Annotated in this window: 20 protein-coding genes; 13 read left to right on the plus strand and 7 right to left on the minus strand. The window is 72.1% G+C overall.

All coding sequences use genetic code 11. From position 1 onward, the window contains the following. The 7 genes from DVA66_RS03590 to DVA66_RS03620 form a co-directional block, all read left to right on the plus strand. On the plus strand, window positions 1-180 hold a 180-nt coding region (locus DVA66_RS03590; protein ID WP_198671447.1), incomplete at its 5' end, for a hypothetical protein. A 108-nt stretch (window positions 181-288) separates the two neighbouring features. Continuing rightward, window positions 289-1,275 (plus strand): ABC transporter permease, encoded by a 987-nt coding sequence (locus DVA66_RS03595; RefSeq protein WP_114558816.1) that lies wholly within the window; start codon window positions 289-291, stop codon window positions 1,273-1,275. 10 nt (window positions 1,276-1,285) lie between these two features. Then, window positions 1,286-2,263, plus strand: a complete 978-nt coding sequence (locus DVA66_RS03600) for an ABC transporter permease (RefSeq protein WP_114558817.1) — start codon at window positions 1,286-1,288, stop codon at window positions 2,261-2,263. Beyond that, window positions 2,263-4,425 carry an ABC transporter ATP-binding protein gene (locus DVA66_RS03605; protein ID WP_114558818.1) on the plus strand — a complete coding sequence of 721 codons (2,163 nt, stop codon included), beginning with the start codon at window positions 2,263-2,265 and terminating at the stop codon, window positions 4,423-4,425. The genes DVA66_RS03600 and DVA66_RS03605 overlap by 1 nt, the downstream gene beginning before the upstream one ends. 149 nt (window positions 4,426-4,574) lie before the next feature. Then, the gene (locus DVA66_RS03610) at window positions 4,575-6,242 is read left to right on the plus strand and encodes an ABC transporter family substrate-binding protein (protein ID WP_157973815.1); all 1,668 of its coding nucleotides are present in this window, start codon (window positions 4,575-4,577) and stop codon (window positions 6,240-6,242) included. A 164-nt stretch (window positions 6,243-6,406) separates the two neighbouring features. After that, window positions 6,407-7,762 (plus strand): hemolysin family protein, encoded by a 1,356-nt coding sequence (locus DVA66_RS03615; RefSeq protein ID WP_198671448.1) that lies wholly within the window; start codon window positions 6,407-6,409, stop codon window positions 7,760-7,762. After that, window positions 7,755-8,801 (plus strand): hemolysin family protein, encoded by a 1,047-nt coding sequence (locus tag DVA66_RS03620; protein ID WP_114558820.1) that lies wholly within the window; start codon window positions 7,755-7,757, stop codon window positions 8,799-8,801. Before DVA66_RS03615 ends, DVA66_RS03620 begins: the two co-directional genes overlap by 8 nt. A gap of 119 nt (window positions 8,802-8,920) precedes the next feature. Here DVA66_RS03620 and DVA66_RS03625 read toward each other — a convergent pair whose 3' ends face one another. Together DVA66_RS03625 and DVA66_RS03630 are read right to left on the minus strand one after the other, a co-directional pair. Further along, the gene (locus DVA66_RS03625; RefSeq protein ID WP_114558821.1) at window positions 8,921-9,742 is read right to left on the minus strand and encodes a carbohydrate ABC transporter permease; all 822 of its coding nucleotides are present in this window, start codon (window positions 9,740-9,742) and stop codon (window positions 8,921-8,923) included. After that, window positions 9,739-10,665 carry a carbohydrate ABC transporter permease gene (locus DVA66_RS03630; RefSeq protein ID WP_198671449.1) on the minus strand — a complete coding sequence of 309 codons (927 nt, stop codon included), beginning with the start codon at window positions 10,663-10,665 and terminating at the stop codon, window positions 9,739-9,741. The genes DVA66_RS03625 and DVA66_RS03630 overlap by 4 nt, the downstream gene beginning before the upstream one ends. A 251-nt stretch (window positions 10,666-10,916) precedes the next feature. Here DVA66_RS03630 and DVA66_RS03635 point away from each other — a divergent pair, with 251 nt between their 5' ends. Next, window positions 10,917-13,160, plus strand: a complete 2,244-nt coding sequence (locus DVA66_RS03635) for an alpha-L-rhamnosidase (protein WP_232821732.1) — start codon at window positions 10,917-10,919, stop codon at window positions 13,158-13,160. Window positions 13,161-13,270: 110 nt separating this feature from the next. After that, on the plus strand, window positions 13,271-14,194 hold the full coding sequence (locus DVA66_RS03640) for an aminoglycoside phosphotransferase family protein (protein WP_114558822.1): 924 nt from the start codon (window positions 13,271-13,273) through the stop codon (window positions 14,192-14,194). Window positions 14,195-14,260: 66 nt separating this feature from the next. On the opposite strand, the gene DVA66_RS03645 is transcribed toward DVA66_RS03640, so the two are convergent. Next, window positions 14,261-15,574 (minus strand): ABC transporter substrate-binding protein, encoded by a 1,314-nt coding sequence (locus DVA66_RS03645; RefSeq protein ID WP_114558823.1) that lies wholly within the window; start codon window positions 15,572-15,574, stop codon window positions 14,261-14,263. Window positions 15,575-15,765: 191 nt separating this feature from the next. Further along, on the minus strand, window positions 15,766-16,824 hold the full coding sequence (locus tag DVA66_RS03650; RefSeq protein ID WP_232821733.1) for a glycerophosphodiester phosphodiesterase family protein: 1,059 nt from the start codon (window positions 16,822-16,824) through the stop codon (window positions 15,766-15,768). Window positions 16,825-17,022: 198 nt separating this feature from the next. Between DVA66_RS03650 and DVA66_RS03655 the strand changes: the two genes are divergently transcribed. Together DVA66_RS03655 and DVA66_RS03660 are read left to right on the plus strand one after the other, a co-directional pair. Further along, the gene (locus DVA66_RS03655) at window positions 17,023-17,598 is read left to right on the plus strand and encodes a type 1 glutamine amidotransferase domain-containing protein (protein WP_114558825.1); all 576 of its coding nucleotides are present in this window, start codon (window positions 17,023-17,025) and stop codon (window positions 17,596-17,598) included. Further along, window positions 17,598-18,986, plus strand: coding sequence for a glucose-6-phosphate dehydrogenase (locus DVA66_RS03660; RefSeq protein WP_114558826.1), 1,389 nt, complete (start codon window positions 17,598-17,600; stop codon window positions 18,984-18,986). The genes DVA66_RS03655 and DVA66_RS03660 overlap by 1 nt, the downstream gene beginning before the upstream one ends. 44 nt (window positions 18,987-19,030) lie before the next feature. Here DVA66_RS03660 and DVA66_RS03665 read toward each other — a convergent pair whose 3' ends face one another. The 3 genes from DVA66_RS03665 to DVA66_RS03675 all read right to left on the minus strand — a co-directional run bounded on the left by DVA66_RS03665 (window position 19,031) and on the right by DVA66_RS03675 (window position 21,945). Further along, window positions 19,031-19,261 (minus strand): hypothetical protein, encoded by a 231-nt coding sequence (locus DVA66_RS03665; protein ID WP_114558827.1) that lies wholly within the window; start codon window positions 19,259-19,261, stop codon window positions 19,031-19,033. A 79-nt stretch (window positions 19,262-19,340) separates the two neighbouring features. Beyond that, on the minus strand, window positions 19,341-21,314 hold the full coding sequence (locus DVA66_RS03670; RefSeq protein WP_198671450.1) for a choice-of-anchor I family protein: 1,974 nt from the start codon (window positions 21,312-21,314) through the stop codon (window positions 19,341-19,343). 109 nt (window positions 21,315-21,423) lie between these two features. After that, window positions 21,424-21,945 (minus strand): GNAT family N-acetyltransferase, encoded by a 522-nt coding sequence (locus DVA66_RS03675; RefSeq protein WP_198671452.1) that lies wholly within the window; start codon window positions 21,943-21,945, stop codon window positions 21,424-21,426. Window positions 21,946-22,062: 117 nt separating this feature from the next. On the opposite strand from DVA66_RS03675, the gene DVA66_RS03680 reads away from it, so the two are divergent. Next, the gene (locus tag DVA66_RS03680) at window positions 22,063-22,497 is read left to right on the plus strand and encodes a PPOX class F420-dependent oxidoreductase (RefSeq protein ID WP_114558828.1); all 435 of its coding nucleotides are present in this window, start codon (window positions 22,063-22,065) and stop codon (window positions 22,495-22,497) included. 57 nt (window positions 22,498-22,554) lie between these two features. Beyond that, window positions 22,555-22,758 (plus strand): hypothetical protein (locus DVA66_RS21510; RefSeq protein WP_232821734.1); only part of this gene is annotated, 204 nt, incomplete at its 3' end.

Here is a 22,758-nt window from a genome sequence, read left to right on the forward strand (position 1 = left end):
CTGGACGCCGGACGGTGGCTGCTGGTGCGCCCCGACGGGTTCGTCGCCGCGGCCGCCGAGCCCGGGCGGGCGGCGTCCGTCTTCACCGACGTGCTGCGCGCCCAGGGCTACCGCGACGCGGCGCTGCGGCCCCACCCGGCACCCGCGACCGCCGCCGGTCCCGACGCCGAGCCGGGCTGAATCGTTACCGGGCGGTCACACGGCGGCTTGGGAACCGGGGAGGGCGTCGCTTAGGTTGTCCGCGATCGGGCCACCGGAGGCCACGGAGAGAGGACGCGCCAGCCACCCATGGGTAGATACATCCTGCGGCGGTTGCTGAACTACGCCATCCTGCTCTTCGTCGCCGTCAGCCTCACCTACTTCCTGGCCGCCAGCCAGCTCAACCCGCGGGTGCTGTGGGAGCTGGCCAACCCGCCGCTGCCCGCCGAGACCATCGAGGCCTCGCTGCGCGCCAAGAACCTCAGCGACAACGTGCCGCTGCTCGAGCGGTACTGGACCTGGCTGACCGGGATCGTCACCGGCTGGGAGTGGGGCGAGCAGCCCCGCCAGGCCGGTGACGTCAGCGAGGAGATCGGCCGCCGGATCGGCGTGAGCATCCGGCTCATCACCATCGGCATCCTCGGCGGCATCACCCTCGGCGTGGTGCTCGGCGCCTGGACCGCCACCCGCCAGTACAAGATCAGCGACCGGGTCACCACCTTCGGCGCGCTGGCGATCTTCTCGGTGCCGGTCTTCGTGCTCATCAGCATCATCCAGGTGCTGGCCACCACCTGGAACGACGTCACCGGCATCCGGGTGTTCGAGTACATCGGCGAGACCGGCTCGGTCGGCAGCTACCCCGGCGCGTGGCTGGTGGACCGGCTGCAGCACCTGCTGCTGCCGACCCTCGTCCTGGTGCTCAGCCAGGCCGCGTTCTTCAGCCGGATCCAGCGCAACCTCATGCTGGACGCGCTGGGCTCGGACTTCGTGCGGACAGCGCGGGCCAAGGGGTTGCGCCAGGGGAAGGCCGTGATGAAGCACGCGCTGCGCACCTCGCTGATCCCCACCGGCACCTACTTCGCGTTCAGCGTCGCCACCCTCTTCCTCGGCTCGACGTTCGTGGAGGTGCTGTTCAACTTCCACGGCATGGGCGAGTTCGCCATCACCACCATCCAGGGCCAGGACGTCCACGGCGCCGTCGCGGTCGCCGCCTTCGGCGGGGTGTGCGTGCTGGTCGGCGCCACCCTGGCCGACCTCATGGTCGCGGCCCTCGACCCCCGCGTCCGCGTGAGCTGAGGAGACGCCGATGTCCGTCGTGAACCCCGAGGTCCTCGAGCCCGCCGTCCCCGGCGCCGGGGGCGGTGGTGGTGCGCCGGTGCAGCGCCGGATCACCCGCCGCCGGCTGGTGCTGCGGCGCTTCCTGCGCAACAAGACCGCCGTCGTCGGCGCCGTGCTCATCCTCGCGCTCGGCTTCCTCGCCGCCTTCGGCCCGCTGCTCTCGGCCTGGGACTACGACCAGGTCGACCGCTACGCCTTCCTCCAGCCGCCGGACTCCCGCCACCCCTTCGGCACCACCCAGAGCGGCCAGGACGTCTTCGCCCTCACCATGCGCGGGCTGCAGAAGTCGCTGCTGATCGGTCTGCTGGTCGCCGTCTTCTCCACCGGCATCGCCGCCATCATCGGCTCGTTCGCGGCCTACTTCGGTGGCTGGTTCGAGCGGGTCGCGCTGTGGATCATCGACCTGCTGCTGGTGGTGCCGTCCTTCCTCATCATCGCCATCATCAGCTCGGCCAACCGCGGCGGCTCCAACCAGTCCTTCTTCGACCGCGCGGTGCTGCTGCTGCCCCAGTGGATCCTGCTGGTGGTGCTGCTCACCGTGTTCGGCTGGATGCTGGCCGCCCGGGTGGTGCGCTCGCTGACGCTGTCGGTGAAGGAGCGGGAGTACGTCCAGGCGGCGAGGTTCATGGGCATCCCGGCGCCGGTCGTCATCCTCCGCCACATCCTGCCCAACATCAGCTCCCTGCTGATCATCGACGCCACCCTCAACGTGGCCGGCGCGATCCTCGCCGAGACCTCGCTGTCGTTCTTCGGCTTCGGCATCAAGGCCCCCGACACCTCCCTCGGCGCGCTGCTCGGCACCGGGGCCCGGCAGGCCACCACCTTCCCGTGGCTGTTCGTGCCCGCCGCCGTCATCGTCGTCCTGCTCGTCCTCTCGGTGAACGCGGTCGGTGACGGCCTGCGCGACGCCCTCGACCCCAACTCCGGCTCAGGAGGCCGCGCCTGATGGTCACCCGACCCACCGTCCGGACGACCCCGACCCAACCGTCGGGCTCCGCCACGACCGAGGACCACCCCGCCGCGCGCCGCACCGCGGCCGGCGAGGTCGTCCTCAGCGTCCGCGACCTGCACGTCACCTTCCCCAGCGAGGCCGGTGAGGTGAAGGCCGTCCGCGGGCTCGACTTCGACCTCCGCGCCGGGGAGACGATGGCCATCGTCGGCGAGTCCGGCTCGGGCAAGTCGGTCACCTCGCTGGCGATCATGGGGCTGCACCCCTCCTCGGCCCGGATCACCGGCTCGGTCCGGCTGCACGGTGAGGAGCTGCTCGGACGCACCGACGAGCAGCTGTCGAGACTGCGCGGCAAGGCGATGTCGATGGTCTTCCAGGACCCGCTGTCGGCGCTCACCCCGGTGTACACGATCGGCGACCAGATCGTCGAGGCGATCCGGCTGCACCGCGACGTCAGCGCGGCGCAGGCCTGGAAGGAGGCCGTCGAGCTGCTCGACCTCGTCGGCATCCCCAACCCGCAGTCGCGGGTGCGCTCCTTCCCCCACGAGTTCTCCGGCGGCATGCGGCAGCGGGCGATGATCGCGATGGCGGTCGCCAACGACCCCGACGTCATCATCGCCGACGAGCCCACCACCGCCCTCGACGTCACCATCCAGGCCCAGGTGCTGGAGGTGCTCAAGCGGGCCCAGCGCGAGACCGGCGCGGCCGTCATCATGATCACCCACGACCTCGGCGTGGTGGCCGGGATCGCCGACCGGGTGACGGTGATGTACGCCGGACGCCCGGTCGAGCAGGGCTCGGTGGACGACATCTACTACCGCCCGCACATGCCCTACACCATCGGCCTGCTCGGCTCGGTGCCGCGGCTGGACGCCGGGGAGAAGCAGCCGCTGGCCACCGTGGAGGGCAACCCGCCCTCGGTGGTCTCGCTGCCACCGGGCTGCCCCTTCGCACCGCGCTGCCCGCTGGCGGAGGACCAGTGCCGCGAGGTCGAGCCCGCCCTGGTGCCGCACGCCCCGGCGCACTCGGCGGCCTGCCACCTCGCCGACCGGGTGATCCGCGACGGGCTGGGCTACGCCGACATCTTCCCCGTCGGCGAGCACGCCCCCGGTGCGCTGGAGCGGCTGCCGCGGGAGGAGCGCGAGACCGTCCTCGACATCTCCGGGCTCAAGCGGCACTACCCGCTGATGAAGGGTTCGGTCTTCCGCCGCCGGGTCGGCACCGTCTACGCCGTCGACGGCATCGACCTCGACCTCAAGGAGGGCGAGACCCTCGGCCTGGTCGGTGAGTCCGGCTCCGGCAAGTCGACCACCCTGATGGAGGTGCTCAACTTCGTCCCGCCGACCGAGGGGCTGATCACCGTCCTCGGCCAGAACCCGGCCGAGCTGCGGGGGAAGGCGCGCAAGGCGCTGCGCCGCGACCTGCAGGTGGTCTTCCAGGACCCGATGGCCTCCCTCGACCCGCGGATGACGGTGTTCGACCTCATCGCCGAGCCGCTGCACGCCCACCGCTGGTCCAAGGCCGACACCAGCGCCCGGGTGGAGGAGCTGATGGCCACCGTCGGGCTCGACCCGGCCCACGTCAACCGCTACCCCGGGCAGTTCTCCGGCGGGCAGCGCCAGCGCATCGGCATCGCCCGGGCGCTCGCGCTGAAGCCGCGGCTGCTGGTGCTGGACGAGCCGGTCTCGGCCCTGGACGTCTCCATCCAGGCCGGCGTCATCAACCTGCTCGACGAGCTCAAGGCCGAGCTGGGCCTGTCCTACCTCTTCGTGGCCCACGACCTGGCGGTGATCCGTCACATCGCCGACCGGGTGGCGGTGATGTACCTGGGCCGGATCGTGGAGCAGGGCGAGGTCGACGAGGTCTACGACCACCCGCGCCACCCCTACACCCAGGCGCTGCTCTCGGCGATCCCGATCCCCGACCCCCAGACCGAGCGCACCCGGGAGCGGATCCTGCTCACCGGCGACCTGCCCAGCCCGGCGAACCCGCCCTCGGGCTGCCGGTTCCGCACCCGCTGCCCGCGCAAACCCGCGCTCAGCGAGGCCGACCAGCGCCGCTGCGTGGAGGAGTCGCCGGTGCTGCTCGCCGTCGGCACCGACCACACCTCGGCCTGCCACTTCAACGACGTGGACCGCCACGTCGACTTCCGGGCCTGAACCCGCTGCCCGGACGCATTGTTGTCAGCCTGTAACCGCCCACCGCACCCACGGCCACTCGATCCGGCTTAGGGTCACCCTCAACTGCGAGAAGTCTCCCGCACGACCATTCCTCTGGAGGAACAGTGAAGTCACGCAAGCTCCTTGCGTTGCCGGCCACGGCGGCCCTGCTGCTGACCGCGGCCTGCGGTAGCACCGAACCACCCGCGCCCACCGACCAGGGCGGCGGCACCGCACCGGAGGAGTCCGGGATCGGCGCGGTCGACCTCAACTCGGTGCCGCGCGAGGAGCTGCAGCAGGGCGGCACGCTGCGCATCCCGATCACCGAGTTCGTCTACTGGAACCCGTTCAACGTCAACGGCAACGAGGCGGACTACGCCGACATCTCCGAGGCGCTGTTCCCCAACCTCTTCGTGGTGCCCGACTCCGGTGAGCCCGAGCCCAACCCGCTGTACCTGGAGTCGGCCGAGCTGAGCTCGGAGGACCCGACGGTGGTCAACTTCACGCTGAACCCGGCCGCGGTCTGGAACGACGGCGAGCCGCTGGGCGTCGACGACTTCGAGGCGATGTGGCAGGCCTGCAACGGCGAGAACACCGAGTTCCAGTGCGCCACCAACCAGGGCTACGACCAGATCGAGTCGGTCGAGCAGGGCGCGACCGAGCAGGAGGTGGTGGTCACCTTCTCCGGCCCGTACCCGGACTGGACCCAGCCGTTCTCCTCCCTCTACCGCGCCGAGGGCCTGGCCGACCCGGCCACCTTCAACGAGGGCTGGGCCGACGTCACCCAGATCGGCGACTGGATGTCGGGCCCGTTCGAGGTCGGCACCTACGACGAGACCCAGCAGGTGCTGACGCTGGTGCCCAACGACACCTGGTGGGGTGACGCCCCGCTGCTGGACGAGATCCAGATCCGCGTCATCTCCGCCGACGCCCAGGCCAACGCCTACATCAACGGCGAGCTCGACTCCTTCGAGATCGGGCCCGACCCCGACGCCTTCCAGAAGGCCAGCGGGTACGCCGAGGGCGACGTCCGCAGCGCGCTGGGCCCGAACTTCCGCCACTTCACCTTCAACCACGAGGCCGGTGTGCTCACCGACCAGGCCGTCCGCCAGGCCATCGTGATGGGCCTGGACCGCCAGTCGATCGGCCAGTCCGACATGGCCGGCATCGACGTGCCGGTGGAGCCGCTGAACAACAACATCTTCCTGGCCTCGCAGGAGCAGTTCGTCGACATGGCCGCCGAGACCGGCATCGACTACAACCCCGACGCCGCCCGCCAGAAGCTGGAGGAGGCCGGGTGGACGCTGCCCGAGGGGGCGACCGTCCGCGAGAAGGACGGCGAGCCGCTCGAGGTCGACTTCGGCCAGATCGTCGGCGTCCCCGTCTCGGAGAACGAGGCGCTGCAGGCGCAGGCCCAGCTCGCCGAGATCGGCGTCCAGGTGAACATCGTCGACGCCACCCAGGACAACTGGATCGACAAGCTCACCGCCGGTGAGTTCGAGATCTTCGCCTTCTCCTGGATCGGGACGCCCTACCCGTACCAGTTCCGCCAGATCTACGTCACCGGTGGCGAGTCGAACTTCGGCAACCTGTCCAACGAGCGGATCGACGAGCTGGCCGACCTGGTCGACACCACCGTCGACCCGACCGAGCGCACCACCCTGGCCAACGAGGCCGCCCGGCTGATGTGGGAGGAGGTGTCCACCCTCCCGCTGTACCAGCGTCCGGAGATCGTGGCCGCCAAGACCAACCTCGCCAACTACGGCGCGTTCGGCCTGAACACCGTCCGCTGGGAGAACGTCGGCTTCCAGGCCTGACACACACCCAGCACCGCACCGGGGCCCCGTCCACCACGGACGGGGCCCCGGTGCCTTCTCCGGTCGGTGCGGCTGCCTCGGTAGGATCCCTGGACCATGGATGATCCTCCGAGTCCGCAGCCCCACCCCGGGGCTCCCTCCGACCCGTCGACGGACGGCCCACGGTGACCTTCGACCTCCTCATGCTCGGTGTCGGCATCGTGCTGACCATCGGCACCGGGCTCTTCGTCGCCTCGGAGTTCTCGCTGGTCAACCTCGACCGCGGTGAGCTCGAGGCCCGCCAGTCCCGTGGTGAGAAGCGGCTCGGCCCGACCATCGGGGCGCTGCGGACCACCTCCACCCACCTCTCCAGCGCCCAGCTCGGGATCACGCTGACCACGCTGCTCACCGGCTACACCTTCGAGCCGGCGATGAGCCGGCTGCTGGAGCGTCCGCTGACCACCACCCCCCTCCCCGACGCCGCACTGCCCGTCATCGGCATGGTCGTCGGCGTCGGTCTGGCCACCCTGCTGTCGATGCTCATCGGTGAGCTGGTGCCCAAGAACTTCGCGCTGGCGCTGCCGCTGCACACCGCCAAGCTGGTGGTGCCGTTCCAGATCGCCTTCACCACCGTGTTCAAGCCGCTGGTGCTGCTGTTCAACGGCACCGCCAACGCGGTGATCCGCTCGATGGGCATCGAGCCGAAGGAGGAGCTCTCCGGCGCCCGCAGCGCGGAGGAGCTGTCCTCGCTGGTGCGGCGCTCTGCGCGCGAGGGCCAGCTGGACGCCGACCACGCCACCCTGCTCAGCCGGACGCTGCGCTTCACCGACCACTCCGCCGGGGAGGTGATGACCCCGCGGGTGCAGATGGCCAAGCTGTCGGTCGACGACGACGCCCGCGCCATCATCGACCTGGCCCGCCAGACCGGCTACTCCCGCTTCCCGGTGATCGGGGAGGACGTCGACGACATCGTCGGGGTGGTGCACGTCAAGGCCGCCTTCGGCCTCGACCCCGACCAGCTCGGGCGGACCAGCGTCCGCAGCCTGATGGTGGAGCCGCTGCGCGTGCCGGAGCTGATGGGCGTGGAGCGGCTGCTCGGGCTGCTGCGCACCGCCGGGTTCCAGATCGCCGTCGTCACCGACGAGTACGGCGGCACCGCCGGCATCGTCACCCTGGAGGACCTGGTCGAGGAGCTCGTCGGTGAGCTGGAGGACGAGCACGACCGGGCCCGGATCGGGCTGGTCCGCCACCGCGACGGCTCGGTCGTCTTCAACGCCCGGCTGCGCCCCGACGAGCTGCTGGAGCGCACCGGCATCGACGTCCCCGACGACGACGAGTACGAGACGGTCGGCGGGTTCGTCATCGACGTCCTCGACCGGCTGCCCGAGGTGGGCGACGAGGTGCGGGTGCGCCAGGGCGTCCTGCGGGTCGAACGGCTGGACGGGCCCACGGTGGAGCGGCTGAGGTTCATCGAGGTCGACCCCGACCCCGACGGCGCCAACGCCACGGCCCCGACGCGGACGGAGGGCGAGGATGTCTGAGTACGTGCCCGGGCTGGTCGCGCTCTTCGTGCTGCTGCTGGCCAACGCCTTCTTCGTCGGCGCGGAGTTCGCCGTCATCTCCGCGCGCCGTTCCCAGATCGAGCCGCGGGCCGAGCAGGGCCAGAGCGCGGCCCGCACCACGCTGTGGGCGATGGAGCACGCCACCCTCATGCTGGCCACCAGCCAGCTCGGCATCACCATCTGCTCGCTGCTGATCCTCAACGTCTCCGAGCCGGCGATCCACCACCTGCTGGAGTACCCGCTCGGGGCGACCCCGCTGCCGGAGGAGGCGATCAGCGCGATCGCCTTCGTCATCGCCCTGCTGCTGGTGACCTTCCTGCACGTGGTGTTCGGCGAGATGGTGCCGAAGAACCTGTCGTTCTCCCTGCCCACCCGGGCGGCGCTGCTGCTGGCCCCGCCGCTGGTGTTGTTCTCCCGGCTGGTCCGCCCGGTGATCTGGCTGCTCAACGGCGCCGCCAACGCCGTCCTGCGGCTGTTCCGGGTCGAGCCCAAGGACGAGGCGCAGAGCACCTACACGCTGGAGGAGGTGGCCACCATCGTCGAGCAGTCGACCCGGGAGGGCACCCTCACCGACACCACCGGCACGCTGAGCAACGCCTTCGAGTTCACCGAGAAGTCCGTCGCCGACGTCGAGGTCCCGTTGGACTCGCTGGTGCTGCTGCCCTCCGACGTCACCCCGGCGCAGCTGCAGCGGGCGGTCGCCGAGCACGGCTTCTCCCGCTACGTGGTCACCGACACCGACGGCTCGCCGGCCGGCTACCTGCACCTCAAGGACGTCCTCGACCTCACCACCGACTCCCGCCGCGACGAGCCGGTGCCGACGAGCCGGATCCGCACCCTCAGCCCGGTCTCCCGCGATGCCGAGCTGGAGGACGCGCTGGCGGTGATGCGGCGCGAGTACAGCCACCTCGCGACCTGCCTGGACGCCGAGGGCGAGCCCACCGGCGTCCTCTTCCTCGAGGACATCATCGAGGAGCTGGTCGGCGAGGTCGAGGACGCCGCCAGCACCACCGACTGACCACCCGTCGGCCGCCTCCACCCACTCCGGACCGGCCACCTCACACACCTTCGCGCGGCGCCACACCTGCTGCAGCGTGTGCGCCGTCGCACGAAGGTGTGTGGAGCGGGGCGCGGCGGTCAGCCCTTGATCGCCCCCGACGTCATCCCCGCCACCATCTGCCGGTTGAACACCAGGAACATGATCAGCGGCGGGATGGTGATGAGCAGGATGTTCATGAACAGCAGGTTGTTCTGGGTCAGGTACTGGCTCTGGAAGTTGTAGAGGGTCAGCTGCACCGTCGGGTGCGAGGGCAGGAAGTACAGCGGGTTGACGAAGTCGTTGAACACGTTGACCGACTGCACCACGATGACGGTCACCGCGACGGGACGCAGCAGCGGGAAGACGATCCGGAAGAACAGCCGCAGCGGGCCGGCCCCGTCCACGATCGCCGCCTCGTCCAGGTCCTTGGGGATGGTGGCGATGAAGGCCCGGAACAGCAGGGTCGAGAACGACAGCCCGAACACCACCTCGATGAGGATCAGCCCCGGCATGGTGCGGAACAGCCCGAGCGCCTGCAGCACCCAGATGGTGGGCACCACCGCCGGCGGGATGATGAGCCCCGACAGCACGATCAGCTGGATGATCGGTCCGCTGCGTCCCGGCCGGCGCTGCCAGACGAAGGCGGTCATCGCCGAGAGGATGACCATCAGCGCCACCGAGACCACCGTCAGCACGGTGGAGTTGATGAAGGCGATGACCAGCAGGTACTCCCGGGTCTGCAGCACCTCGACGAAGTTCTGCACCAGGGCGACCTCGGTGGGCCAGCTGAACTGCAGCAGCGACGACTCCGCCGGCGTCTTGATCGCGGTCAGCGCGATGAAGACGAACGGCACGATGAACACCACTGCGAACACGGCCAGCACGAGCACCGAGAGCACGACCCGCAGCGGGCGGTTCACAGATCGACCTCCCGTCGGGTGAGGAACCAGTTGAGCGGCAGCGCGATCGCGGTGACGACCAGGAAGAGCACCACGTTGCCGGCGGTGGAGAGCCCGTAGAAGCCGGCCTGGTACTGCTTGTAGATCACCGAGGCGATGACGTCGGAGGCGAACCCGGGACCGCCGCGGGTCATCGCCCAGATGAGGTCGAAGGAGCGCAGGCCGCCGATCAGGGACAGGATGATGACGGTCGCGGTGGCCGGTCGCGAGAGCGGCAGGATGATGGTGAAGAACTGCTGCAGCCGTCCGGCGCCGTCCACCCGGGCCGCCTCGAAGTACTCGTGCGGGATGGCCAGGATGCCGGCGATGTAGATCAGCGTGGCGAGCCCGATGCCCTTCCAGATGTCGACCAGCGCCACCGAGTACAGCGCCAACGCGGGGTCGGCCAGCCACAGCACGCCGTCGATCCCGAACAGGCCGAGCACGGAGTTGATGAGGCCCTCGTCGTCCATCAGCGCGGTGAAGGTGATGCCGACGCCGATGGTGCTGACCAGCACCGGGAAGAAGAGCACCGAGCGCAGGAACGTGCGGCCGATGATGCCGGAGGTGAGCAGCACCGCCAGGGGCAGCCCGAGCACCACCTTCGCACCGGAGGTGATGACGGCGTAGACGAGGGTGTGCCACAGGCCCTGCACCAGCGACGGCTCGGCGAAGAACCGGGCGAAGTTGTCCCAGCCGATCCACTCCGCCTCCCGCAGGTCCCAGCGGGTGAAGGCGAAGTAGAACGACGAGACCGTCGGCACGATGAACAGGACCAGGTAGAGGATCGCGGGCACGACGTAGAACCACAGCGGGTAGACGCGGTCCCGGTAGCTGACCCCGCGGCGCGATGAAGACGTCGCGGTGCGCAGGACGGGTGGTGTCCGGACCTGAGATGCCGACACTGACGGCCCCCTCTGTCGACGGTGACAACGGGACTTGAATCGTTCCACGGAACTTATCGCGGCACGGCCTGCTGTCAAGACCCTGCCACACCTGCCACACCCCCTGGCCCGCTCCGGCGCTTCTCGCGGGGGCGGGGCCGGGCGGGGACGGGAGGTGGTCGCGGAGTGCGGGACGGCCGGCGTCCAGCCTTGACGGTCGGACGCGGCGTGTGCTGGGCTCTTGAATCGTTCAAGCAACCGAGGAGACAACGATGTCCGACGGGCTCAGCACCGACGCCCAGATGATCACCGCGGCCGACCCCACCGACCCGGCCCCGCTGTTCCGCACCACGCTCACGCTCGACCCCGGGCACGGGGACGTCCGCAGCGCCCGGCTGCGGGCCAGCGCGTACGGGGTCTTCGAGGCCCGCATCGACGGCCAGCCGGTCAGCGAGGCGGTGCTCAGCCCGGGGTGGTCCAGCTACGAGTGGCGGCTGCGCCACACCGACGACGACGTCACCGCGCTGGTCCGCGACGGCGCGGTGCTGGGCTTCGCGGTGGGCAACGGCTGGGCCCGCGGCCGGCTCGGCTCCCGCGGGCTGAAGGACGTCTACAGCGACCGGCTCGGCGTCATCGCCGACCTCGAGGTGGAGTTCGCCGACGGCCACCGCCAGCACCTGGTGACCGGTGAGGGCTGGGAGTCCGGGCCGTCCCGCACGCTGGCCAACGACCTGTACGACGGCCAGCACATCGACACCCGGCGGCGTCCGGCCGACCCGTGGGCCGACCCCGACGGCTGGCAGCCGGCCACCACCATGGCCTTCGACCACGCGCTGCTGACGCCCTACCTCGGCCCGCAGGTGCGTCGGCACGAGGAGCTCTCCCCGCAGCGCATCTGGACCTCCCCGAGCGGGCGCACCCTGGTCGACTTCGGGCAGAACCTCGCCGGCTGGATCCGCGTCCGGCTGTCCGGCCCGGCCGGCACCGAGATCACCATCCGGCACGCCGAGGTGCTCGAGCACGAGGAGCTGGGCACCCGTCCGCTGCGCTCGGCCCGCGCGACCGACACCTTCGTCTGCTCCGGGGAGGTCGAGGAGGTCGAGCCGACCTTCACCTTCCACGGGTTCCGCTACGCCGAGGTGAACGGCTGGCCGGGTGAGCTGCGGCCCGAGGACCTGACCGCCGTCGTGGTGCACTCCGACCTGCGCCGGCTGGGCCACTTCCGCTGCTCCGACGAGCGGGTCAACCAGCTGCACGACAACGTGGTGTGGAGCCAGAAGGGCAACTTCCTCGACCTGCCCACCGACTGCCCCCAGCGCGACGAGCGCCTCGGCTGGACCGGTGACATCGCCGCCTTCGTGCCCACCGCGACCTTCCTGTTCGACGTGCAGGGCTTCCTGCTGGACTGGATGGCCGACGTCGAGGCCGAGGCGTCCCACAACGACGGCATCGTCCCGTTCGTGGTGCCCGACGTGCTCAAGTACGAGGCGCCGCGTCCGGGTCGGGACCGCAACAGCACCTGCCTGTGGAGCGACGCCGCGGTGTGGGTGCCGTGGGCGCTCTGGCAGGGCTACGGGGACCTGGACGTGCTCGAGCGCTGCTACCCGACGATGACCGGTCACGTCCGCCACGTCCGCGGGCTGCTGTCGGAGAACGGGCTGTGGGACACCGGCTTCCAGTTCGCCGACTGGCTCGACCCCACCGCCCCGCCGGACGACCCGTTCCGGGCCAAGGCCGACCCCGGTGTGGTGGCGACCGCCTGCTACTACCGCAGCGTCGACCTGCTCCGCCAGACCGCCGAGCTGCTGGGCCGCACCGACGACGCGGCGGAGTTCGGCCGGCTGGCCGACGACCTGCGCACCGCGTTCCAGCGGCACTACGTCAGCGACGGCGTGGTGACCTCGGACTGCCCGACCGTCTACGCGCTGGCCATCTGCTTCGGCCTGCTCGAGCCGTCGGACGAGACGGCCGCCGGCGCGCGGCTGGCCGAGCTGGCCGCCGAGAACGACCACCGGGTGGCCACCGGGTTCGCCGGGACGCCGTTCGTCTGCGACGCGCTCACCCGCACCGGCCACCTCGACGTCGCCTACCGGCTGCTGCTGCAGACCGAGAACCCGTCCTGGCTCTACCCCGTGACCATGGGCGCCACGACCATCTGGGAGCGGTGGGACTCGATGCTGCCCGACGGCACCATCAACCCGGGCCAGATGACCAGCTTCAACCACTACGCGTTCGGCGCGGTGGCCGACTGGCTGCACCGGGTGGTCGGCGGGCTGGCGCCGCTGGAGCCCGGCTACCGCCGGGTGCTGGTGGCGCCCCGTCCGGGGGGCGGGCTGACCTCGGCGAGCACCGCGCTGGAGACCCCGCGGGGCCGGGTCGAGGTGGCATGGGAGCTCTCCGGCGCGGAGGTCCAGGTCGACGTGACGCTGCCCGCGGGTGTCACCGCCCTCGCCGAGCGCCCGGACGGTCAGCGCGAGGAGCTGACCGCGTCCACCCGCCTCAGCTGGCCCGCCTGACCGCTCGCGGGCGGGAACGTCCCGACGCCGACGGGTCGGGCTAGCCTCGGCCGCATGAGGGGTGCAGGCGTGTGGACGGACCGGGTGGTGCGCCGCGCCCGGGCGGCGCCATGAGCGAGGTGTTCGAGTTCGGGCCCGCCCCCCGCCGCGTGGCCGTGGACACCCCGCTGGTGCGGGCGCTCGTGGCCGAGCAGTTCCCGCAGTGGGCGCACCTGCCCGTCCAGCCGGTCGAGCACGGCGGGTGGGACAACCACACGTTCCACCTCGGCCGCGAGATGTCGGTGCGCCTGCCCACGGCGGCCGAGTACGCGCTGGCGGTCGAGAAGGAGCACCGCTGGCTGCCCCGGCTCGCCCCCCAGCTCCCCGTGCCCGTCTCCACCCCGCTGGGACGGGGACGACCGGGCCAGGGCTACCCGTTCGCCTGGTCGGTCTACCGCTGGCTGGACGGGCAGACCGCGGACGCCGACCGCGTCACCGACCCGGTCGGGCTCGCCGTCGACCTCGCCGACTTCCTGCTCGCACTGCAACGGGTCGACCCGGCCGACGGGCCCGCACCGGGCACCCACTGCTGGTTCCGCGGCGGGTCCCTGCGCACCTTCGACCCGTTCACCCAGGACGCCCTGCAGACGCTGCACGGCCACCTCGACACCGAGCGGGCCCGTGACGTCTGGGCGTCGGCGCTGGCGGCGTCCTGGGACGGCGTCCCGCGGTGGTTCCACGGCGACGTCGCCGAGGGCAACCTGCTGCTCGAGGGCGGGCGGCTCGCGGCCGTCATCGACTTCGGCACCTGCGGGGTCGGCGACCCGTCGTGCGACCTGGCGATCGCCTGGACGGTGCTGGGCCCCGCCGGCCGGGAGGCGTTCCGCGACCGGCTGGGGGTCGACGACGCCACCTGGGCGCGGGGTCGGGGCTGGGCGCTGTGGAAGAGCCTGGCGACGTGCGCCTCCTCGCTCGGGGAGGACGACCAGGCCGCCACCGGGGCCTGGCGCGCCGTCGAGGCGCTGCTCGAGGACGACCGGCCACCGAGCACCTGAGGCTGGGACACGACGCGGCGCCCGCCCGGGGAGGGACGGGCGCCGCGGGTCGTCAGCGGGGCGGGATCACCAGCCCGGCAGACCGAGCTGCTCGGCCTGCTTCTTGACGTCCTCGTCGTACAGCGCGGCCGCGTCGGCGGCGCTGCGGGTGCCGGTGCCGACCTCGATGCAGATCTGCTCCAGCGCCGGGCCCTTGACCGGGGAGACGAACTCCAGCGCCGGGGTGGAGTTGCCCTCCTCGGAGTAGGCGACGACGTCCTTGATCCCGCGCGGCACCGAGTCCGGCACCGTGCAGTTCCGCATGCCGTAGGCACCACCGGGGAAGGCCGACTCCGACATCGCCGTGCAGCCATCCTGGCTGGCGACGAAGGCGACGAACCGCTGCGCGGCCTCGAGCTCGGGACCGGTGGCGGTGGCCGGGATGTAGAGACCACCCGGCTGCCACTCGGTCAGCCCGTAGTTCGCCTCGTCCTCACCGGGCAGGGCGAAGAAGCCGATGTCGTCGACCGCGTCGGGGTTGTTCTGGGCCAGCGACTCCAGCGTCCAGCTGAGGATCGGGAAGTGCACACCTTCGCCGGTGGCGATCATCGCCAGCGCCTCGTCGAGGGTGGTGGAACCGGCGTCCTCGTTGATGTAACCGGCCTCCCGCACCTCCTCGATGTGGGTGAACCCGTCGAGCGCGGGCGGGTCGGCGTACTTGACCTGGTTGGCGGTGTACTGCTCGGCCCAGCCCGGGCTCTCGGCCTCGACGTTGTGGTAGTCGGCCAGCACGAACAGCTGGGACGTCCAGGTGGTGCCGTAGGCCTGGACGACGGCGGTCTTGCCGGCCGCCTTGATCTCCTCGTTGTTGGCCATGAACTGGTCCCAGGTGCGCGGGATCTCCAGCCCGAGCTCCTCGTAGACGGCCGCGTTGTACATCACGCCGCCGCCGCTGCCGGCACCCCAGGGGGCGCCGTAGACCTGGCCCTCGGCGGTGACCGTCGGGGCGAAGTTCTCCGTCAGCTCGGCCACCCAGGGCTGGTCCGACATCGGGGTCAGGCTCTGGGTCGGGTTGAGGGCCTGGAACAGCGAGCCCGAGTTGTACTCGAACAGCTCCGGCATGTCCTCGGTGGCCAGCCGGGTCTTGATCAGGTTGTCGCCCTCCGAGCCGCCGGGGCGGGTCTCGATCTGGATCGCGACATCGGGGTTGGCCGCCTCGAAGGCCTCGACCACGCCCTCGGTCAGCGCCACGTCGGTGGGCTCGCTGCCGGACAGGAACGTGATCGTGGTCTCGGCGTCGCCCGTGGTGCTGGTCAGGTCGCCCGCCTGGCAGGCTGTCGAGGCCAGGAGCAGCGAGATGGCTGCGACCGCTCCGGCCCCCGTCTTCGGTGAACACCTCATCGTGTACCTCCGCACAGAAACGTTTCAATGAATGTAGGGAGGAGGCTGTGCGAGGGTCAAGGGCCGGCGGGGCAACGATCCGGTCACGCCGTCCCAGCGCCACTTCACACACCTTCGTGCACCGCCACCCACGCTGCAGCAGGGGTGCCGGTGCACGAAGGTGTGTGCCGGGGTGGGGTGGGCGGTGCCGGTCAGGGGGCGGGGTAGGCCTTCGGCAGCGGCAGGCCGTTCTCGGCCATCACGGTGCGCAGCCGGTCCGGGTAGTCGGTGATGATGCCGTCGACGCCGAGGTCGATGAAGTGGTCCATGGTGGCCGGGTCGTCGACCGTCCACGGGATCACCTCGAGCCCGCGGGCGTGGGCCGACTCGACGACCTCCCGGGTGGTGAAGGGGACGAAGTCCGGGTCGTCGATCGCGCCGCCCTGCGGGTCGCCCTGCACCGGCGACACCGCGGTCAGCCCGGGGATGGTCGCGGCCGCGGCGATCCAGTCGCCGCCGAAGTCGTCGACGTCGCGCCCGCCCAGCCAGCGCGAGCGTCCGGGCTGGCCGGCCTGGAGGAACTGCTGGCCGTTGGTCAGCGCCACCAGCGGCAGCTCGGGGGCGATGGCGTTCATCAGGTCGAGCGCACCCCAGTCGAAGGACTGCACGGTGACCTGGTCTGACATCCCGGAGCGGTGGATCTCCGAGGCGACCGCCCGCACGAAGCGACCGCGGGGCGCGGTCTGGCGCGGGGCGCCGGCCTCGACCTTGGTCTCGATGTTGAGCATCACGTCGTCGGCGCCGTGCTGGCGGACGACCTCGAAGACCTCCCAGAGCTCGATCATCCGGGCGCCCTCGACCACCTCCTGGTCGGGGTGGCCGGGTGCGGGCTGGAACCCGCAGTCCACCGTCTGCACCTGCTCCAGCGTCAGGTTGGTGATGTACTTCCCGACGTAGGGGAACTCGGGGTCGCCCGGGGTGACCGGCGCGGTGTCGCGGCACTTGGTGGCCGAGATCTGGCGGTCGTGGGTGACGACGACGTGGTCGTCCTCGGTCACCTGGGTGTCGAGCTCGAGGGTGGTGACTCCCAGCTGCAGCGCCTTGGCGAAGGCCTCGCGGGTGCTCTCGGTGGTCAGCCCGATGCCGCCGCGGTGGGCCTGCAGGTCGAACGCGCGATCGGCGGCGGTGGCGTGGGCGGCGGGCAGCGTGGTCAGGGTCAGCAGGGCGACGCCGGCGGTGACGGCGGCCCGGGTGCGCAGGGAGGTGGTCACCCTCCCCAGTCCACCGGATGCACCGCCGTCTGGCCAGCGCGGTCGACCGCTGTCCGGTCACTGTTCACCGCCCCGACACCCCGGTACGGCGTCTCGTGGAGCAGCCGGCTGCGACGACGCAGCGGAGTGTTCCACCGGAGGCCGGCCCGTCCCCGGGGCGGTCGTTTGGGTCCGTCGGGACCCGGGCAGAGTGGGGGCATGAGCACTGAGCAGAAGACCGTGGCCTTCCTCGTCGCGAGCGAGGGCATCGAGGCAGCCGAGCTGACCGAGCCGTGGCAGGCCGTCACCGACGCCGGGCACCGGGCCGTCCTGATCAGCCCCGAGCCGGGGACCGTGCAGCTCTTCGAGCACCTGGACAAGTCCGAGACCCGCGAGGTGGACGTCACCGTCGCCGACGCGCAGCTGTCCGACTACGACGCGCTCGTGCTGCCCGGCGGGGTGGCCAACCCGGACGCGCTGCGCCTGGACACCGATGCCGTCTCCTTCGCCCGCGAGTTCGTGGAGTCGGGCAAGCCGGTTGCCGCGATCTGCCACGCCCCGTGGACCCTGGTCGAGGCGGACGTGCTCAAGGGCCGCCGGCTCACGTCCTGGCCGAGCCTGCGCACCGACATCCGCAACGCGGGCGGTGAGTGGGTCGACGAGGCGGTGGTGGTCAGCGACAACCTCATCACCAGCCGCAACCCCGGCGACATCCCCGACTTCAACAACGCCCTGCTGGAGGCGCTGCACCACGGCGCCGCCCAGCACGCCGGCTCGGTCTCCCAGGGATCCTGATGGCGGGCGGCTCCCGGGACACCGACGCCCCACCGGAGGACACCGTCACGCTGGCCGTGCTCGGCGCCGGCGGCGACCTCTTCGCCCGGCTGCTGCTCCCGGGGCTGGCGAGCCTGCTCGCCGACTCCCCCGGGCTGCGGGTGACGCTGGTCGGTGCCGGCCGCCGGCCCTGGGACGACGACGAGTTCACCGAGCTGGTTCGCGACGGCGTCCCCGAGGACGTCCGCGACACCCCGGCCGGGCGGTACCTGCTCGAGCACGCCCGCTGGGCGACGACGGACGCCACCGACGCCGACGACCTGCGCCGGCTGCTCGACGGCGCGGAGGGGCGCACCGCGCTGTACTTCGCGCTGCCGCCGAGCGTGACGATCGACTGCTGCGCGGTGCTGGCCGGGCTCGACCTGCCCGACGGGCTGAGGCTGGTCGCGGAGAAGCCGTTCGGCACCGACCGCGACAGCGCGGCCGCGCTCAACGAGCGGATGCGCGCGCTGGTCGACGAGGAGGACATCCACCGCGTCGACCACTTCCTCGGACTGCCCTCGCTGTGGACCCTGCTGTCACTGCGGTTGGCGAGCCGGGCGCTGGCGCCGCTGTGGCACCGCGACCACGTCGAGTCGGTCGACATCGTCTGGGACGAGACCCTCGGGCTGGAAGGCCGGGCCGGGTTCTACGACGGCACCGGCGCGCTGGTCGACATGGTCCAGAGCCACCTGCTGCAGGTGCTGGCCGTGGTCGCGATGGAGCCGCCGGCCGCGCTGACCTCCCGCGAGCTGCGCGACCAGACCGCGGCCGCACTCCGGGCCACCTCGGTGTGGGACGGCGACGCGGTCGCCAGCAGCCGGCGGGCCCGCTACACCGAGGGCAGCGTCGACGGGCGGCAGCTGCCGTCCTACGTCGACGAGGACGGCGTCGACCCCTCGCTGGAGACCGAGACGCTGGCCGAGCTGACGGTGCAGGTGGCGACCGGGCGCTGGACCGGCGTCCCGTTCCGGCTGCGCAGCGGGAAGGCGCTCGGCGCGGACCGCTCGGAGCTGCGGGTCACCCTGCGGCCACCGGCCCACCGGCTGCCCGGGCTGAGCGGCGACCCCGGCCCGGAGGTGCTCGTCGTCGACCTCCGCACCGGCGACCTGCGCTGGGAGCTGACCACCAGCGGCCGCGGCGACCCGTTCGGGCTCGAGCGGACCGCGCTGACCGGGCGGCTGGGCGAGCCCCGGATGGAGCCGTACGGAGAGGTGCTGCGCGCGGTCTTCGGCGGCGACGCCCGCCTCTCGGTGCGCGGCGACGCCGCCGAGCGCTGCTGGGAGATCCTCGCCCCGGTGCAGGAGGCGTGGCGCTCGGGCAAGGTGCCCCTGGAGGAGTACGCCGCCGGCTCCGACGGCCCGGGCTGACCACGCGCCCGAGCCGGTCGGAGGGTCCTCGCCCTTCGACAGGCTCAGGGCGCTGGGGTGGCGTCGCCTTGCACCTCCGACCTCCTCAGGGTCGACGAGGTCGAGGTCGTCGATGCCGACCACCAGCCCGCGTCCCCGCCGTCGACGCCGGCCAGGTCGGTGAGCACCTCGGCGAGGAAGCCGGGCAGCCGGGCCACCCGCTCGGCCAGGACTCCCGTCTCGTCGGCGGCGAGGTCGAGCGGGTCACCGCGGGTGTCGTAGAGCTGTGGACGCATCGTGGACCTCCCGGCGCAGAGGCAAGCCACCGGAGGGCCCGCCCGGGCCGCCTCGGGGGACGGCGGCCCGGACGACCGTTCAGGAGCGCAGCCGGCCCAGCAGGGCGGCCGAGCCGGCCAGCGCGATCAGCGCGAGCCCGAAGGCGGCCAGGGTGCCGGTCGGCAGACCGGTGTCGGCCAGGTCGTCGCTGTCGGAGCCCTGGTCGTCGGAGTCGTCGCCCGCACCGACCGGGTCGGCGGACGGCGAGGCCGTCGGCTCGCCGGTGGCCGTCGGCTCGGCGGTGGGCGTCGGCTCCGCGGTGGGGGTCGGCTCGGGCGTCGGCAGGGGCTCCGGCGTGGCGGTGGGCTGCGGCGTCGGCTCCGGGGTCGGGCTCGGCGAGGGCTCTCCGGCCAGGTCGAGCGCGAACAGGGTGGTGGTGCCGGACACCTCGTTGCCGACGGCCAGCAGCGGCTCACCGGTGGGCGAGCTCTCCGCCGCGATGAACACCACGCTCTCCGGGCCGAGGTCGCCGGCCTGCGCCAGCCCGTCCGGGTCGTCCTCCACCGAGACCGAGAAGTCGCGGTTGTTGACGTAGGTGACGAACGCGGCCGCGGTCGGCTCGGTCACGTCGAAGACGGCGACGCCGCCGATCCGCTCGAAGCCGACGAAGGCGTACACGCGGCCGTCCAGCTCACCGACGGTGATCGCCTCCGGCTCGGGGCCCTTGTCGTCGGAGCGGCCGTCGAGGGCGGACTCGGAGTGGTTGGAGTTGAAGAACTCCGGGACAGCGGTGGCGGTGATCTGCTCGAAGGCGTCGGCGGAGTCGAAGACCCGGTCGCCGTCGGAGTCGAGGATGCTGAAGGAGCGTCCGCCGAACCCGGTCGGCTCGGCGATGCAGCTGCCGTCCTCGCTCAGCCCGGCGGCGGTGGAGATGGTGAGCCGGGCGATCTCGTCGGCGACCGCGGCCGCCTCGGAGTCCTCGCACAGCGGCGGCAGGCCGTCCTCGCCGAGGTCGGAGATCCGCGCCTCCTCCGAATAGCCCTCCCAGTCGCGGGAGTCGCCCTCGTTGGCGGTCACCAGGTAGGTCTCGCCGTCGACGGTGTAGGAGCTGATCGAGTCGGGCTGGAACATCGAGCTGACCGGGTGGGTGGCGATGTCGATCGCGCCCTCGCCGTCGGGGCCGTCCTCGTCGGAGACGTCGGCGGGCACCTCACGGCGGTCCTGGACGCCGAGGGCCCAGACGTCGGTGACCTCGGCGCTCTCCACGTCCAGCACGGCCATCGCGTTGTTGTCCTGCAGGCTGACGTAGGCCGTCTCACCGGCGACGGTGATGTACTCCGGCTCCAGCAGCGCCAGCACCGGGTCGGCGCCGTCGGCGGTGGGGCCGGCCAGGTGCAGCCCGTCGGGCAGCGTGACGTCGGCGAAGTCGGCGGTGCGGACGTCGTCCTGACCGGGGGCCTCCAGGTCGTCGGGCAGCGCGACCACGCTGATGGTGCCCTCGGGGTCGACGGAGTAGTCCTCGGCCGGCTCGCCCTCGTTGGCGACCAGCGCGTAGCCGCCATCGGGGGCGATCGTCACCATGTCGGGCAGCGCGCCGGCCTCGACCACGCCGAGCGGCTCGCCGTCGCCGGCGGCGTCGAAGAAGACGACCCAGCCGGTCTCGGTCTTCTCCGGGGCCTCCACAGCCACGGCGACCAGGCCGTCCGCGCGCACCGCGACCGAGTTGGCCGAGGCGCCGTCGGCGGTGACCGGGGTGGCGTCCAGCTCGCCCACCTTCGTCGGCGTGGTGGGGTCGGACACGTCGAGGACGTCGACCGAGCCCTGGGCCGCGTTGACCACGAGCACCCGCTGCGTGGCCGGGTGGTGGGCCACGATCTCCGAGGCGCCCTCGTCGATGGTGCCGGTCTGGTACTGCCCGATCGGGGTCAGCTCGAAGGCGGCGCCGTCGGCGCTGCTGCTGATCGGCTCGGCGACCAGGTCGGCCTGCGCGGGCAGCGCCGCGAGGCAGGTGCAGGCCAGCACCGCGGCGGCCGACAGGGTGCCGATCCGGGTGGCCCGAGGACGGGTGCGCATGGGTGTCTCCGCTCGCTCGACGTGTGCGGCGACAGCCCACCGCCCGCCGGTGAACCCCCGGCGCTGCCGAGGTGAACATCTCGCGCCTCGGACCGGGCGACGGCCGGGCTCAGAGCTCGAGCTTGAACCCCAGGTGGCTGTCGACGAAGCCCAGCCGCTCGTAGAAGTGGTGCGCCTCGGCCCGGCGGCGGTCGGTGGTCAGCTGCAGCAGGGTGGCGCCGCGCTCGCGGGCGTACTCGATGGCCCACTGGAAGACCGCGGTGCCGATCCCGGTGCCGCGCAGCGGCTCGGCGACCCGGACCGCCTCCAGCTGCGCCCGCAGCGCGCCGCGCCGCGACAGCCCGGGGATGAAGACGATCTGCAGGGTGACCACCGGCTCGTCGCCCACCAGCCCCGCCACCTGCAGCTGGCGCGGGTCGGCGTCGACGGCGTCGAAGGCCTTGCGGTAGGCCTCCTCCTCGCCGGCGTCCTCGCGGTCGACGGCGATCTCGTCGTCGGCCAGCAGCCGCGCGATCGCCGGCACGTGCTCCCGTCTGGCGCGCACCAGCCGGATGTCGCCCGCCACGGAGTGCAGGCGGCCGAGGACGTCCTCGGTGGCGGGACGGTCGGGGACCAGCTCGGGATGGGTCATCATGCGGCCTCGTCGGGGGTGGGTCGGGCAGGCGCCGGGGCGCCTGGCACGACCCTAGGACCTCCGGGGCCCGGTGGGCAGGGGGACTAGCGGCGGTGACGACGGTGTTGCCAGAACGTGACCGATCTCGATCCCGCCCTGCTGTCGCTTCTCGACCAGTCCTCCAAGAGCGTGCTGGTGACGCTGCGCCGCAACGGCCGTCCCCAGCTGTCCAACGTGATGCACGCCTTCGACGCCGCGACCGCCACCGCGCGCATCTCCGTCACCGCCGACCGGGCCAAGACCCGCAACGCCGCCCGGGACCCGCGGGTGTCGTTGCACGTCAGCAGCGACGACTTCTGGTCCTACGCGGTGCTGGAGGGCACCGCCGAGCTGGGACCGGTGGCCGAGCACCCCGACGACGAGGGGGTGCGCCAGCTGGTCCAGCTCTACCGCGACGTCAGCGGCCGGGAGCACCCCGACTGGGACGACTACGCCCGTGCCATGGTCGCCGAGCGGCGCCAGGTGCTGACGGTCCGCGGCGAGCACGTCTACGGGATGACCCGGGGCTGATCGGCCGCCGTCGCCCGGCGGCGGACGGTGCGGTCGCGTCGGGGGGCGACCACGCCGGTGCGAGCGTTCCGTGCGACCACCGGGTGCTCGCGCTTCGACAGGCTCAGCGCGCTCCGGCTGGGTCAGCGACGGTACGGCGCCGCGGCTCGGCAACGCTACGGGCTGGGCGACCCGCTCGGGCTCGGCGTCCCGGGCGGGCTCGGGCTCGGCGTCCCGGACGCGCTCGGGCTCGGCGTCCCGGACGCGCTCGGGCTCGGCGTC

Source organism: Desertihabitans aurantiacus, from assembly GCF_003344635.1.
GTDB lineage: Bacteria > Actinomycetota > Actinomycetes > Propionibacteriales > Propionibacteriaceae > Desertihabitans > Desertihabitans aurantiacus.